General features: G+C 73.7%; 12 protein-coding genes. 5 read left to right on the top strand and 7 right to left on the bottom strand.

The features are described from left to right. The first annotated feature begins 169 nt into the window (after nucleotides 1-169). The gene (locus IE109_RS15030) at nucleotides 170-1,213 is read left to right on the top strand and encodes an ArsR/SmtB family transcription factor (RefSeq protein WP_189551377.1); all 1,044 of its coding nucleotides are present in this window, start codon (nucleotides 170-172) and stop codon (nucleotides 1,211-1,213) included. On the opposite strand, the gene IE109_RS15025 is transcribed toward IE109_RS15030, so the two are convergent. Further along, complete coding sequence (locus IE109_RS15025; protein WP_189551376.1) at nucleotides 1,183-2,343, bottom strand: PhoX family protein; 1,161 nt, start codon at nucleotides 2,341-2,343, stop codon at nucleotides 1,183-1,185. The genes IE109_RS15030 and IE109_RS15025 overlap by 31 nt on opposite strands. Nucleotides 2,344-2,791: 448 nt before the next feature. On the opposite strand from IE109_RS15025, the gene IE109_RS15020 reads away from it, so the two are divergent. Further along, the gene (locus IE109_RS15020; RefSeq protein WP_189551375.1) at nucleotides 2,792-3,196 is read left to right on the top strand and encodes a VOC family protein; all 405 of its coding nucleotides are present in this window, start codon (nucleotides 2,792-2,794) and stop codon (nucleotides 3,194-3,196) included. 166 nt (nucleotides 3,197-3,362) lie between these two features. Here IE109_RS15020 and nirD read toward each other — a convergent pair whose 3' ends face one another. Genes nirD through IE109_RS15005 form a run of 3 tightly spaced genes read right to left on the bottom strand, consistent with a single transcriptional unit; the run spans nucleotide 3,363 to nucleotide 7,403 of the window. Next, nucleotides 3,363-3,704, bottom strand: a complete 342-nt coding sequence (nirD, locus tag IE109_RS15015; protein WP_189551374.1) for a nitrite reductase small subunit NirD — start codon at nucleotides 3,702-3,704, stop codon at nucleotides 3,363-3,365. Beyond that, nucleotides 3,701-6,220 carry a nitrite reductase large subunit NirB gene (gene nirB / locus IE109_RS15010; protein ID WP_189551373.1) on the bottom strand — a complete coding sequence of 840 codons (2,520 nt, stop codon included), beginning with the start codon at nucleotides 6,218-6,220 and terminating at the stop codon, nucleotides 3,701-3,703. Before nirB ends, nirD begins: the two co-directional genes overlap by 4 nt. 1 nt (nucleotide 6,221) lies before the next feature. Then, nucleotides 6,222-7,403, bottom strand: coding sequence for an NAD(P)/FAD-dependent oxidoreductase (locus IE109_RS15005; RefSeq protein WP_189551372.1), 1,182 nt, complete (start codon nucleotides 7,401-7,403; stop codon nucleotides 6,222-6,224). 212 nt (nucleotides 7,404-7,615) lie between these two features. Between IE109_RS15005 and IE109_RS15000 the strand changes: the two genes are divergently transcribed. Further along, nucleotides 7,616-8,392, top strand: coding sequence for a sulfite exporter TauE/SafE family protein (locus IE109_RS15000; RefSeq protein ID WP_189551371.1), 777 nt, complete (start codon nucleotides 7,616-7,618; stop codon nucleotides 8,390-8,392). Here the strand turns inward: IE109_RS15000 and IE109_RS14995 are convergent. Next, nucleotides 8,389-8,979, bottom strand: coding sequence for a class F sortase (locus tag IE109_RS14995; RefSeq protein WP_229891121.1), 591 nt, complete (start codon nucleotides 8,977-8,979; stop codon nucleotides 8,389-8,391). The two genes, IE109_RS15000 and IE109_RS14995, sit on opposite strands and share 4 nt — an antisense overlap. 196 nt (nucleotides 8,980-9,175) lie before the next feature. Continuing rightward, a complete protein-coding gene (locus IE109_RS14990) occupies nucleotides 9,176-9,766 on the bottom strand; it encodes a GVDTG sorting domain-containing protein (RefSeq protein WP_189551369.1) in 591 nt (196 codons plus the stop codon). A gap of 385 nt (nucleotides 9,767-10,151) precedes the next feature. Between IE109_RS14990 and IE109_RS14985 the strand changes: the two genes are divergently transcribed. Then, the gene (locus tag IE109_RS14985; RefSeq protein WP_189551368.1) at nucleotides 10,152-10,751 is read left to right on the top strand and encodes an NADPH-dependent FMN reductase; all 600 of its coding nucleotides are present in this window, start codon (nucleotides 10,152-10,154) and stop codon (nucleotides 10,749-10,751) included. A gap of 160 nt (nucleotides 10,752-10,911) precedes the next feature. After that, entirely contained in the window at nucleotides 10,912-11,235 is a 324-nt protein-coding gene (cutA, locus tag IE109_RS14980; protein WP_189551367.1) for a divalent-cation tolerance protein CutA, read from the top strand. A gap of 72 nt (nucleotides 11,236-11,307) precedes the next feature. Here the strand turns inward: cutA and IE109_RS14975 are convergent, their stop codons facing one another. After that, entirely contained in the window at nucleotides 11,308-13,410 is a 2,103-nt protein-coding gene (locus IE109_RS14975) for a molybdopterin oxidoreductase family protein (protein WP_189551366.1), read from the bottom strand. Between the last annotated feature and the right edge of the window lie 25 nt (nucleotides 13,411-13,435).

The following is a 13,435-nucleotide window of genomic DNA, read 5'->3' as shown; positions in this document are numbered from 1 at the left end:
GCGTCACCTCGGTCCTGAAGGTTTCCTGCCCGACGCCGTACAGCTTTTCGGTTCACCCCCGGTCTCCGCGATGCGTTTCAACTGTGGCTGAAATGCCGTGGTGACGGCGTGTGATGGCATGCATACTCATTGGCGGGGGGTGATTGCGGATGCAACAGGGGTGGGTTCAGTGCTGCGTATTCATTTCACCGGGGACGACCTTGCCGGGGTCCGGATGGCCGCCCGGCCGGATGCGTTGTGGGAAACGATTCTCAGCTTTCACCGGTTGCGGGACCGGCGCGGCGCGCTCGTCTACGGAGCATGGCGCTCGGAATCGCGGACGCGGCTGAACGGCGAAACGCGACTGCTGGGCGCCCTGGTGCCCACGCGGGGCTATTTCCCCGATTTCCTCACCCCGCCCGAGGGCCTCGACGGACTCGACACCGGCCTCCAGGCGGTGCGGGCCACACCGCCGGCCCGGGTCCACACCGAACTGGCCCTGCTGGCCTCCTCACGGCCCGGCGGCCCCGGCCTGCCCGGCTGGGCGCGCGACCTCGCCGAGGGGCGGCAGGAGCCCTTCGGGCGGCTCATCGGGGCGCTCCGCGGCTACCACCGGGCCGCCATCGAGCCGTACTGGTCGCACATCGAGGCCCGCGTCGAGGCCGACCGGGCGGTCCGTGGCCGCGCCCTGCTCGACGGCGGGGCCGACGAACTGCTCGCCTCCCTGCCGCCCGTGCTGCGCTGGCGGGCCCCCGTGCTGGAGGCCGACTACCCGGTGGACCGCGACCTGCGGCTGGACGGGCGCGGCCTGCTGCTCCAGCCCTCGTACTTCTGCCGGGGCACCCCGGTCGTCCTGCGCGACCCGGACCTGCCGCCCGTGCTGGTCTACCCCGTCACCCACACCGACGCGCCCGTGTCGGGCCCCGGCGAGCCGGGCGCGTCGCCGCTCGGCCGGCTCGTCGGGCACACCCGCTGCGCGGTCCTGCGGGCCATAGGCCAGGGCGGCACGACCAGCGAGCTGGCCCGCCGGGCGGGCGTGTCGCTCGCCTCCGCCAGCCAGCACGCGGGCGTGCTGCGGGACGCCGGCCTCGTGGTCACCCTGCGCCAGGGCAGCTCCGTGCTGCACACCCTGACGCCACTGGGCGCCGCCCTCCTCGACGGAGGTGGCGCCCAGCCGGGTCAGCGGCGGCCGCAGCGACGGCGCTACGCGCGGAACGGCCCCGTCACCTCGTAGGTGATGCCCCCCGACGAGCTGCCGGTCGTGCCCCGCTGGCTGGAGAAGTACAGCCGCTTGCCGTCCGGCGAGAAGGCCGGGCCGCAGATCTCGGAGCCGGAATGGCCGTTGATCCGCAGGAAGGGCGCCACCACGTCGTCCGGGGTGATCACGCAGATCTCCATGTTGCCGCCGTCCTCCGCGACGAAGAGGTCGCCGGAGGACGAGCCCGTGACGTTGTCCACGCCGGTGAGCGGGGCGGTGCCGCCGGTCACCAGCGAGTCGTCGTAGGCCAGCTCATAGGTGTTGTTCGTGAGGTTCAGCTGCCACAGGCGGTTGTCGCCCTTGGTGGTGAACCAGACGGTGTCGTTGGCGTAGTGGCAGCCCTCGCCGCCGCTGAAGCGCTTGGCGCCGGAGACCTGGTCACGGGTGTAGGTGGGGGAGCCGTCCGGGTCCGGGACGGTCGCCCAGGTGAAGCTGCCGGAGGTGGCGGTCCCGGCCTTCAGCACCTGGAGCGTGCCGGAGGACAGGTCGCCCCACGTGGTGGGGACGAAGCGGTACAGGCAGCCGTTGGTCTCGTCCTCGGTCAGGTAGACCACCTTGCGCACCGGGTCGGCCGCCGCCGCCTCGTGCTTGAAGCGGCCCATCGCGTCCCGCCGGACGGCGGCGTTCACGCCGAACGGGTCGGTCTCGTACACGTACCCGAGGCTCACCTCCTCGCAGGACAGCCAGGTGTTCCACGGGGTCCTGCCGCCGGCGCAGTTCTGCCGGGTGTTCGACAGGATGCGGTAGGCGCCGGTGATCGCGCCGGTCGAGGAGAACTTCACGGCGCTCGCGCCGCCGCCCGGCGTGATCTCCGAGTTCGACACGTAGATCCAGCCCGTGCCGTCCGCGAAACAGGCGCCGCCGTCCGGGGCGTTGTGCCAGGTGTACGCGGTGGAGCCGACCTTCTGCCCGGACCGGGCGATCACCCGGCTCGTGAAGCCGCCGGGCAGCTGGATGCCGTTGGCGTCCGCCGCGCCGAGCGCCCCGTACGGCCCGGGACCCGGCTGTGCGGGCGCCGCGTAGGCCGCGCCCCGCATCAGGGTGCCGCCGAACGCGGCGGCGGTGCCGCCGATGACCGCTCCACGCAGGAAACTACGACGTTCCACTTGTCACTCCAGGAGGTTCGTTCGTGACCGGACCAGCCGCACCGGGGCGGGGCGGCGGGGTCGAGCGCATCGGGAACCTAGAAGCCCTGGATTGACAGTGCAGCAACAAGCGGTGAAGGGGAAGCGTCGGGAGCCGGTCCGGGCCGGTCCACCCCTCCGGTGGCTTCTCGGGTCGGGTGAGGCGCTCCTTCCCGTTCACCTTGTACCGCCTCCCGGGCGCGCGTGGCCGGGAGGCGCGGCCCCGGCCCGCGGCGGCGCGCGTCCGGCCGGGTGGTGCGGTCGGGTGGTGCCGCCGGGTTGTGCCGGGGGGCGGAGGCCCCTGAGTGGCGGTCCGGGCGGAGCGGGGCGAGATTTCTCCCGGGGAGATCCGGCGGGAGCGATGAGTTTTGCCGCGCCTCCCGGTCTACCCCCTCGAAAGCGACCCACCGATGAGAGAAGAGACCACGACATGCCTCAGATGATCTTCGTGAACTTGCCCGTGAAGGACCTCGGCACGTCGAAGACCTTCTGGAGCGAGCTCGGCTACTCGTTCAACGAGCAGTTCAGCGACGACCGGACCGCGTGCCTGGTCATCAGCGACACCATCTTCGTGATGCTGCTCACCGAGCCCCGCTTCAAGGACTTCACCAAGAAGGAGATCGCGGACGCGTCGCGCTCCACGGAGGCGATCTTCGCGCTGAGTGCCGACAGCCGGGAGCGGGTCGACCAGCTGTGCGACGCCGCGCTGGCGTCGGGCGGCTCGGCGGCCAACGACCCCCTGGACTACGGCACGATGTACGGCCGGTCCTTCCAGGACCCGGACCACCACCTCTGGGAGGTCATGTGGATGGACCCGGCCGCGGTCCAGGGCTGAGGCGGCGGGTGCGACGGCGGCGTACGCCACACCGGCGCGCCGCCGCCGGCGGCGCGACCGGCCCCCACGGCGCGACCGGCCCCCACGGGGCCACCGGCCCCGGACGCGGCCGGCGCACCGGCCCCGGACGCGGTTCCGACGCGCGGCGCCGGTCCGGGGGCGTCCGTCAGGAGACGGCGGCCAGTTCGCGCGTCCGGACCTCGTGCACGGCGACCGCCACGTCCTCGTCGTCCAGGCAGCGCCCGGTCTCCAGGTCGAAGCGCTGCTTCAGGAGCGGTGACGCCACGAACGGCCGCCCGCCCGCCGACCCGATCAGGCCGCGCGACAGCACCTGCGCACCCGTGAACGGATCCCGGTTGTCGATCGCGTACGACCGCCCGGCCCGGTCCCGGAACAGGGCCACCTGCCGGCCGTCGGGCAGCAGGGCCGCCATGCCGCGGCCCGGCGTCAGCACGGAGTCGTCGCAGATCGGCAACCACTCGTCGTCGTAGGACAGTTCGAGCATCATCGGGCGGAAGCTCCTTCCAGGGGTTCCAGCGTGAGGATCGTCAGGTCCGGCTTGATCTGGCCGCGCTCCGGCACGAACTTCACCGACGGGTCCGGCGCGTCGGGGGCGTTCACGAAGGAGACGAACCGGCGCAGCCGCTCGGGGTCGTTCAGCGTCTCGGCCCACTCGTCGTGGTAGCTCGCCACGTGTGCGGCCATCAGCGCCTCCAGCTCGTCGCACAGCCCGAGCTTGTCGTGCACGACCACGTCGCGCAGGTGGTCGAGCCCGCCCTCCAGCCGCTCCAGCCAGGCCGCGGTGCGCTCCAGCCGGTCCGCGGTGCGGATGTAGAACATCAGGAACCGGTCGATCAGCCGGATCAGCTCCGCGTCCGACAGGTCCTGGGCGAGCAGGTCCGCGTGGCGCGGGGTCGCGCCGCCGTTGCCGCCGACGTACAGGTTCCAGCCATTGGCCGTGGCGATCACGCCGAAGTCCTTCGACTGGGCCTCGGCGCACTCCCGGGCGCAGCCCGAGACCGCCGACTTGAGCTTGTGCGGGGCGCGCAGGCCCCGGTAGCGCAGCTCCAGGTCGATCGCCATCTTCACCGAGTCCTGCACGCCGTAGCGGCACCAGGTCCGGCCGACGCACGACTTCACCGTGCGCAGCGACTTTCCGTAGGCGTGCCCCGACTCGAAGCCCGCGTCCACCAGCCGGGTCCAGATCCGCGGCAGCTGGTCGACCCGCGCGCCGAAGAGGTCGATCCGCTGACCGCCGGTGATCTTGGTGTAGAGGCCGAAGTCCCTGGCCACCTCGCCGATCACGATCAGCTTCTCCGGGGTGATCTCCCCGCCGGGGATGCGCGGCACGATCGAGTACGAGCCGTTGCGCTGCATGTTCGCCAGGAAGTGGTCGTTGGTGTCCTGGAGCGCGGCCCGCTCGCCGTCGAGGATGTACTCGTTGGTCAGGCTCGCGAGGATGGACGCCACGGCCGGCTTGCAGATCTCGCAGCCCTCGCCGCCGCGCGCCTCCTCGCGGCCGTGCGAGTCGAGCAGCTGCGCGTACGAGGTGGAACGCATCGTGCGGACGATCTCGTACAGCTCGCTGCGGGTGTACGGGAAGCAGCCGCACATCCCGCTGTCGGCCGGCTTCGGCAGGAGCTGCTGGATCACCTTCACGCAACTGCCGCAGCCGGTGCCCGCCTTGGTGCACTTCTTCACCTCGGGCAGCGACGAACAGGCGCAGATGGCGCCCTTGGTGACGTTGTGGCAGGAGCAGATGATCGCCTCGTCGGGGAGCGACTGCGGGCCGAGCGACACCGGTGCGCCGGCGCCGGCCGGCAGCACCAGCTGCTCCGGCGCGACCGGCGGCTTCGTCCCGGTCATCGGGCGCAGCATGCCGTACGACTCGGCGTCACCGACCAGGACGCCGCCCAGCAGCACGCCGTCGGGGTCGACCACCAGCTTCTTGTAGATCCCGGAGCGGGAGTCGGAGTAGACGACGTCCAGGCAGCCGTCGGCGGTGCCGTGCGCGTCGCCGAACGACGCCACGTCCACGCCGAGCAGCTTCAGCTTGGTGGACATGTCGGCGCCCGTGAACGCCTTGGCCTCCTCCTCCGCGATGGTGGCGGCGGCCGTGAGCGCCATCTCGTACCCGGGCGCCACCAGGCCGTACACCCGGCCGTCCGCCGCCATCGCGCACTCGCCGATCGCGTACACCGCCGGGTCCGACGTACGGCACAGCTCGTCGACCGCGATGCCGCCGCGCTCGCCGACCGCCAGGCCGCAGTCGCGCGCCAGCTGGTCGCGGGGGCGGACACCCGCCGAGAAGACGACCATGTCGGTGGCGACCGTCGTCCCGTCCGACAGGGCCATGCCGGTCACCGAGCCGTCCTCGGTCAGGACCTCCTGCGTACCGGTACCGGTGTGGACCACGAGGCCCATGTTCTCGATGGTGCGCAGCAGCGCCGCGCCGCCGCCCTCGTCCACCTGCACCGGCATCAGCCGCGGCGCGAACTCCACCACGTGCGTCTCCAGGCCCAGGCCCTTGAGCGCGCCCGCCGCCTCCAGGCCGAGCAGCCCGCCGCCGACCACCGCGCCGGTCCGCGCCGTCTTGGCGTACTCCTCGATGGCGAGCAGGTCCTCGATCGTCCGGTACACGAAGCAGCCGGTCGCGTCCTTGCCCGGCACCGGCGGTACGAAGGGGTACGAACCGGTCGCCAGGACGAGGGTGTCGTACGCGATCACCCGCCCTGCCCGCGACGTGACCGTGCGGGCCTCGCGGTCGATGGTCTCGGCCGGGTCGTCCAGGTGCAGCTCGATGCCGTGCCGCGCCATGAAGCCGTCCTCGACCATCGACAGGTCGTCGGGCGTCCTGCCGTCGAAGTACGAGGTCAGCCGGACCCGGTCGTACGCCGGGCGGGGCTCCTCGCAGAGCACGACGATCCGCGCCCGCTCGGTGACACCGCGCTCGGCGAGGGCCTCCAGGAAGCGCTGGCCGACCATGCCGTGGCCGACGAGGACGATTGTGGGCATGTGGGCCATTTCAGGAGCCTCCGTCGTGGGTGAGCAGGTGGAGCAGGGGCGCTTCCGGAAGGGCCTCGTCGCCCTCCCAGGCCCGGGCGAGCGCCCCGACAGCGCCGAGGTCGCCCAGCAGGACGCCGCCGACGAGCCGGTCGCCGCGCACGACGACCTTGCGGTAGGCGCCGCTCGTCGCGTCCGCCAGCTGGACGGTGTCGTCACCGGGCAGCGGTGTCGCCTCGCCGAACGCGGCGAGTTCCAGGGCGTCCATGCTGAGCCGGGTCAGCGCGCGGGTGCCCCGGTAGGCGCCGGTGCCGCCGCTCAGCACCTCGGTGAGGACATCGGCCTGCTCCAGGGCGGCACCGGCCAGCCCGTAGAGCCGGCCGTCGTGCTCGGCGCAGTCGCCGACGGCGTGGATGTACGGGTCGGAGGTGCGCAGCCGGTCGTCGACGACGATCCCGCGCTTCACGTCCAGTCCCGCGTCGAGGGCGAGGCCCACACGCGGGCGCACCCCGCAGGCGATGACGACGACATCGGCGTCCAGGACGAAGCCGTCGGCGAGTTCGACCGCCTCGACCGTGTCGTCCACGCACCGCAGGCCCCGGACGCGGCACTCGGTGTGCACCTCCACGCCCAGATCGGCCTCCAGGTGGCGGCGCAGGATCGCCGAAGCGCCCGCATCGAGCTGACGCTCCATCAGGTGCTCGCCCTGCTGGGCCAGCACCACGTCCGCGCCCCGGGCGGCCAGCGCGCGGGCCGCCGACACGCCCAGCAGGCCGCCGCCGATCACCACCGCCCGCACCCCGGGGCCGGCCAGCGCGTCCAGCGCCAGGCAGTCGTCGAGCGTCCGGAACGCGTGCACCCCGGCCGGCAGCCGCCCGCCGCCCAGGCCCCGCAGCGGCGGCAGCACCGGGTTCGAGCCGGTGGCCAGCACCAGCCGGTCGTAGGCGAAAGCCTCGCCGTCCGCGCAGTGCACCACCCGGGCGGCGCGGTCGATGCCGGTCACCCGCACCTCGTGCCGCGCCCCGTCGTGGTGCGGGGCCGGCAGGGCGATGACCTCGGGCCCGTACCGTCCGGCCAGGACGTCCGCGAGCAGCACCCGGTTGTAGGGCGCGTGCGGCTCCTCGCCGAGCAGGGTGACGGGCAGCCGCTCGGCGAGGCGAGCGCCCGCCGTGCCTCCGCCGACCACCACGATCCGTGAACTCATGCCGCCAGCGTGCGTCGGCGGTGTTTCCCGTCCGCATCCCGATTGTTTCGCGCACGGAAAGCTGATCTCAGCGGCGACCGCGGCCCTCGGTGAGGGGCACGGACACGAGTACGGGCGGGACACGCCACCGGGGCACCCTCCAACCTCAGAGGTACCTCAAGCCTCACCGGTTCCGTGGGCGGCACATGTATCCACCTCATAGGCTCACGGTCGTGCCCGACATATCGCTGACCACCCTGGTCCTCCTCTGCGCGGCCGCCCTCGTGGCGGGCTGGATCGACGCCGTCGTGGGCGGCGGCGGGCTGCTCCTCCTGCCCGCGCTGCTGCTGGGCCTCCCGCAGGTCCCGGCCGCCCACATCCTCGGCACCAACAAGGCGGTGGCCATCGTGGGCACGACCGGTGCCGCCGCGACCTACGTGCGCAGGGCGCCGGTCCGGGTGGGGACGGCGGCCAGGATCGGACTGGCGGCGCTGGCCGGGTCGATGTGCGGCGCGTTCTTCGCCGCGGGGATCGGCAGCGACGTCCTGCGGCCGGTCATCATGGTGGTGCTGCTTGCGGTGGCGGCGTTCGTGATGCTGCGGCCGTCCTTCGGTACGACGGCGGACAAGGGCCCGGTCACCCGGGCGCGGGTGGTCGCGGCGATCGTCCTCGTCGGCGGCGGGATCGGCTTCTACGACGGGCTGTTCGGCCCCGGCACGGGCACGTTCCTGGTGCTGGCGCTCACCGCGGTGCTGCACCTGGACCTGGTGACCGCCTCCGCCACGGCCAAGATCGTGAACGTGTGCACCAACGCGGGGGCGCTGGCGATGTTCGCGTACCAGGGCACGGTGTTGTGGGGGCCGGCGGCGCTGATGGCGGTGTTCAACCTGGCGGGCGGGATGCTCGGGGCGCGCATGGCGCTGCGCAAGGGCGCGGAGTTCGTGCGGGGCGTACTGCTGGTGGTGGTCTTCTCGCTGGTGGCGAAGCTCGCCTTCGACCAGTGGGGCTAACGCACGCCGATCAGATGGGCGTAGGCGACGACGTTGCCCTGGTAGCCGGTCTTCTCGTCGAACGTGCCGCCGCAGGTGATCACACGTAGCTCGGCGCGGTCGGCGGGCCCGTAGACCTTCCGGTCGGGGAAGTCCTCGTTGTCGTACACCTCGACGGCGTCGACGGTGAAGACGGCGGTACGGCCGTCGCGGCGGGTGACCTCGATCCAGTGGCCCTTCCTGAGGCTGCCGAGCGCGTAGAAGACGGCGGGGCCCTCGGCGTTGTCGACATGGCCCGCGACGATGGCCGTCCCCTTCGCGCCGGGCGGGGTGCCGTCCTTGTACCAGCCGGCGATGTTGGGGTTCCCGGCCGGCGGCACCTCCAGGCTGCCGTCACGGGCGAGGCCCAGGCGCATCACCGGGGCGTCGACCCCGATCTCTTGGATGCGGACACGGACCGGGGCCGAGGGGGGCAGCGGGGCGGCGGCCGCGTCGGTGTGCCGGTGCGGTCCGGCGGCGAAGGCCTCGGCGGCGGACGGGACCGGCGGGGTCGTCTCCGCGGAGCCGTTCTGGACGAGCCAGAGGCCGAGGCACGCGGCGATGGCCATGCCCCAGCCCTTGCCCTTCGCGCCGGAACCGGCGGTGCCCGGGCCCGTGGTCGTGCCGGCGCCGCCTCCCGTGGCGCTCCTGGTGTCGTCGGTCATGGCTGCCCTCGCATGGCTGGGGCTCCCCGCCCGCGCCGCGGTCTCGGGGACACACGCGGCGGGGGCGGGGAGCGGGGCGGGGGTACGGGGACGGACCCCGTCAGCTGTCCTGCGCGCCGCTCGCCCGGCGGCGCAGGAGCCAGACCCCGCCCGCGGCGGAGGCGGCCAGCACGGCCGCTCCCGCCGCGATCTGGGTGGTGTCGGGGCCGACGCTGCCGCCCACCCCGGTCTTCACGTGACCGCTGGGCTCGTGCCCGCCCTGGTCGTGGCCGCCCGAGCTGTGGCCTCCGGAGCTGTGCCCTCCCGAGTCCTGGCCGCCCGAGGTGTGCCCGCCGCCGTCCTCGACGACCAGGTCACCGGTGGCCGTCTTGCCGTTGTCGCAGGCGACGGCGATGGCGTAGGTGCCCGGCTTGGTGCGGGAGGGGACCGTGAACCGGCCGACCACGAGCTCCTTGTGGGTCCCCTGCGACAGCTCGAAGTCGCCCGCGCCGAGCGACTGGGCGTCGCCGATGCCGTGCCCCTTCTTGCCACACGCGGTGGTGTTGACCGTGACGGTCTCGCCCGGCTTGGCGGTCGACGGGTACACCTCCAGCCTCCCGAGGTCACCGGCGTACGCGGCCGGCGAGGCGAGGGCGCCGAGCGAGACGGCCGCCAGCGCGGTACCGGTCAGCAGGTGGGCAGTGGTGCGCATGAGGTCCTCCGGGGCGCGCGACAGACGGGGCGTGACGGGCGGATGTCCTGGTACCGAGGTAAGGCCCCGCCCGCCGCGCCCGCCTTCTGATGTCCCATCAGATTGCGCCGTCCGGGTCGGCGTGTCGCCCTGGACGGCGGGCGTCCGCGCAGGTCAGCGGCGTTCCCCGGCGTGCCCCGGCGCGCCGCCCCGAACGGGTGACGCGCCGCGGTGCCGCCGCCACCGCACCCGCCCGGCACCCGCGGCCCGCACCCGCACCCGCAGCCGGCCCACACCCCCGCGGCCCGCCGACACCCCCGCGACCCGCACCCAGCCCCGCCCCTTCGCCCCCGCACTCGCATCGGGGCTTGACCTCAACAATGGTCGAGGTAGCAAGGTCTCTTCCATGGAGATCACCCGCACCGCACCGCTCAGGCTGGCCGTCATCGTCGCGAGCAACCGCGCGGGCCGCTTCGGCCCCGTCGTCGCCGACTGGTTCCTCGACCACGCCACCCGGCACAGCGACTTCGCCGTCGACGTCATCGACCTCGCCGACCCCGCGACCGACCTGCCCACCGCCCTGTCCTACGACCCGCCCCCGGCCGTCCGTGACCGGCTCGCCAAGGTCAGCCCCGTGCTGGCCGGCGCCGACGCGTTCGTCGTCGTCACCCCCGAGTACAACCACTCCTTCCCCGCGGCCCTCAAGAGCCTCATCGACTGGCACTTCACCGAATGGCAGGCCAAGCCCGTGGGCTTCGTCTCCTACGGCGGCCTGTCCGGCGGTCTGCGCGCGGTCGAGCAGCTGCGCCAGGTCTTCGCCGAGATGCACGCCGTGACCGTCCGCGACACGGTGTCCTTCCACAACGCCCACGGCCACTTCGACGAGGACGGCCGCCACAAGGACCCCACCGCCCCGGACGCCGCCGCCAAGACGGTGCTCGACCAGCTCGCCTGGTGGGCCCACGCCCTGCGCGACGCCAAGTCCGCCCGCCCCTACGGCGGCTGACCCCGGCCCCCCGGCGGCGCGTCGCCGGGCACGGCACGCGGGACGACCACGCCCGCCGCCCGCGCCCGGCGGCGGGTGCGTACGCTCGGCCCGTACGCGACGCGGCGCACCGCCGCGGCGCGACGACCGGCACGCGGAGACGACGCGCGGAGGAGCGACCGTGACCCTGGCCCTGACCGTACTCACCACCACAGACAGCGCCGAGAAGGCCCAGGAGCTGGCCCGGGGAGCGGTGGAGGCGCGGCTCGCCGCCTGCGCGCAGGTCTCCGGCCCGGTCACCTCCGTCTACCACTGGCAGAACGCCATCGAGACCAGTCAGGAGTGGCAGGTCCTGTTCAAGACCACCGAGGCCGGCTACGACACGCTGGAGGCGTACCTCACCGCCGCGCACGACTACGAGACACCCGAGATCCTCGCGACCCCGGTGGTCCGGGGGAGCACCGCGTACCTGGCCTGGCTCCGGCGGGAGACGTCCGCGCGGTGACCGGCGGACCGCCCGGGGTCGGTAAGGCGACCCCCCGCCCTCCCGGCCCCGTCGGCCCTGTCGGCGGACGGCTCAGCCGTCCGCCGCGTCCTCCCCGCCCGCCGGGCGCACCGCTTCGAGACGCACGGCGCACACCTTGAACTCGGGCATGCGGGAGGTCGGGTCGAGCGCCGGGTTGGTCAGCGTGTTCGCCCGGCCCTCCCCGGCCCAGTGGAACGGCATGAACACCGTGTCCGGCCGGATGCCCGTCGTGATCCGGGCCGGCGCCACCGCCCGCCCCCGCCGCGACACCACGGCCACCGGCTCGCCCTCGGCGACGCCCAGCCGCCCGGCCAGCCGGGGGTGCAGCTCCACGAACGGTCCGGGCGCGGCGGCGTTCAGCTCGTCGACGCGCCGGGTCTGGGCGCCCGACTGGTACTGGGACACCACCCGCCCGGTCGTCAGCACCACCGGGTACGCGTCGTCCGTCTCCTCACCCGCCGCCCGGTGGGTGACGGGCACGAACCGCGCCCGCCCGTCCGGGGTCGCGAACCGCTCCAGGAACAGCCGGGGCGTGCCGGGGTGGTCCGGCTCGGGGCACGGCCAGAAGACACCGTCCTCCTCCGCGATGCGCCGGTAGCTGATGCCCGCGTAGTCGGCGGGGCCGCCGGCCGACGCGCGGCGCAGCTCCTCGAAGACCTCCTCGGGGTCGCTGGGGAAGCCCTTCTCCCATCCCAGCAGCCCGGCGAGCGCGTGCATCACCTCCAGGTCGGTGCGCACGCCCTCGGGCGGGTCGACGGCCCGGCGGCGCAGCAGGACGCGGCCCTCCAGGTTGGTGAGGGTGCCGGTCTCCTCCGCCCACTGGGTCACGGGCAGGACGACGTCGGCGAGCGCGGCGGTCTCCGACAGCACCACATCCGCCACGGCGAGGAAGTCCAGGGACTCGATCCGCTCCTGGACGTGCGCGGCGCGGGGCGCCGACACGACCGGGTTGGACCCCATGAGCAGCAGCGCCCTGACGTCGGTGCCCAGCGCGTCGAGCAGCTCGTAGGCACTGCGGCCGGGCCCGGGGAGGGTGTCGGGGTCGACGCCCCACACCCCGGCGACGTGGGCGCGGGCGGCGGGGTCGTCGAGCTTGCGGTAGCCGGGCAGCTGGTCGGCCTTCTGCCCGTGCTCGCGCCCGCCCTGGCCGTTGCCCTGTCCGGTGAGGCAGCCGTACCCGGACAGGGGGCGGCCGGCGCGCCCGGTCGCCAGGCACAGGTTGATCCAGGCGCCGACGGTGTCGGTTCCCTTGGACTGCTGCTCCGGGCCGCGCGCGGTCAGCACCATCGACTCGGGCGCGTCGCAGAACATCGCCACCGCCTCCCGCAGCTGCGGCACGGGCACACCGGTGATGCGTTCGACCTGCGCCGGCCAGTGGGACATGGCGGCGGCGCGGGCGCCGGCCCAGCCCGTCGTGCGGCGCTCGACGAACTCCTCGTCCGTCCGCCCCTCGGCGACCACCAGGTGCAGCAGCCCGAGGGCGAGCGCCAGGTCGGTGCCGGGACGGGGCGCGAGGTGCAGGTCGGCCTGTTCGGCGGTACGGGTGCGGCGCGGGTCGACGACGATCAGCTTGCCGCCGTTCTCCTTCAGCTCGGTGAGGTACCGCAGGGCGGGCGGCATGGTCTCGGCCAGGTTGGACCCGACGAGGATCACGCACCCGGTGCGGGGGATGTCCTCCAGGGGGAAGGGCAGCCCCCGGTCGAGCCCGAAGGCCCGCTGGTGGGCGGCGGCGGCGGACGACATGCAGAACCGGCCGTTGTAGTCGATCTGCGAGGTGCCGAGGACCAGCCGGGCGAACTTGCCGAGCGTGTACGCCTTCTCGTTGGTGAGCCCGCCGCCTCCGAAGACACCGACGGCGTCGGCCCCGTGCCGCTCCCTGGTGCCGCGCAGTCCGTCGGCGACGGCACGCAGGGCCTCCTCCCAGGTGGCCGGTTCGAGCCTGCCTGTGGCGGGGCGTCGGACCAGGGGCCCCTCCAGCCTGACCCGGGAGGAGAGCACGGCGGGCGCGGTACGTCCCTTGCCGCACAGGGCTCCCCGGTTGACGGGGAAGTCGGTGCGTTCCACCACCTCGACGCCGTCGCCGGCGGGCCGGAGGTTCATGCCGCACTGCAGGGCGCAGTACGGACAGTGCGTGGCGGTGGTGGCGGTGAGCATGTCCCCGAGCATGCGACGCGTGTGT

This window comes from Streptomyces lavendofoliae, from assembly GCF_014649735.1.
In the GTDB taxonomy this organism is placed as follows: domain Bacteria; phylum Actinomycetota; class Actinomycetes; order Streptomycetales; family Streptomycetaceae; genus Streptomyces; species Streptomyces lavendofoliae.
Note: the sequence above shows the minus strand (reverse complement) of the source record. Positions and strands in the feature narration are given on the sequence as shown.

What these genes read in the sequence shown, in the direction of transcription:
- IE109_RS14985 (WP_189551368.1), top strand. Translation starts at nt 10,152, where the DNA reads ATGGAGATCACCCGCACCGCACCGCTCAGGCTGGCCGTCATCGTCGCG.
- IE109_RS14995 (WP_229891121.1), bottom strand. Translation starts at nt 8,979, where the DNA reads ATGGCCATCGCCGCGTGCCTCGGCCTCTGGCTCGTCCAGAACGGCTCC.
- IE109_RS15005 (WP_189551372.1), bottom strand. Translation starts at nt 7,403, where the DNA reads ATGAGTTCACGGATCGTGGTGGTCGGCGGAGGCACGGCGGGCGCTCGC.
- nirD (WP_189551374.1), bottom strand. Translation starts at nt 3,704, where the DNA reads ATGATGCTCGAACTGTCCTACGACGACGAGTGGTTGCCGATCTGCGAC.
- IE109_RS14990 (WP_189551369.1), bottom strand. Translation starts at nt 9,766, where the DNA reads ATGCGCACCACTGCCCACCTGCTGACCGGTACCGCGCTGGCGGCCGTC.
- IE109_RS14975 (WP_189551366.1), bottom strand. Translation starts at nt 13,410, where the DNA reads ATGCTCACCGCCACCACCGCCACGCACTGTCCGTACTGCGCCCTGCAG.
- nirB (WP_189551373.1), bottom strand. Translation starts at nt 6,220, where the DNA reads ATGGCCCACATGCCCACAATCGTCCTCGTCGGCCACGGCATGGTCGGC.
- IE109_RS15020 (WP_189551375.1), top strand. Translation starts at nt 2,792, where the DNA reads ATGCCTCAGATGATCTTCGTGAACTTGCCCGTGAAGGACCTCGGCACG.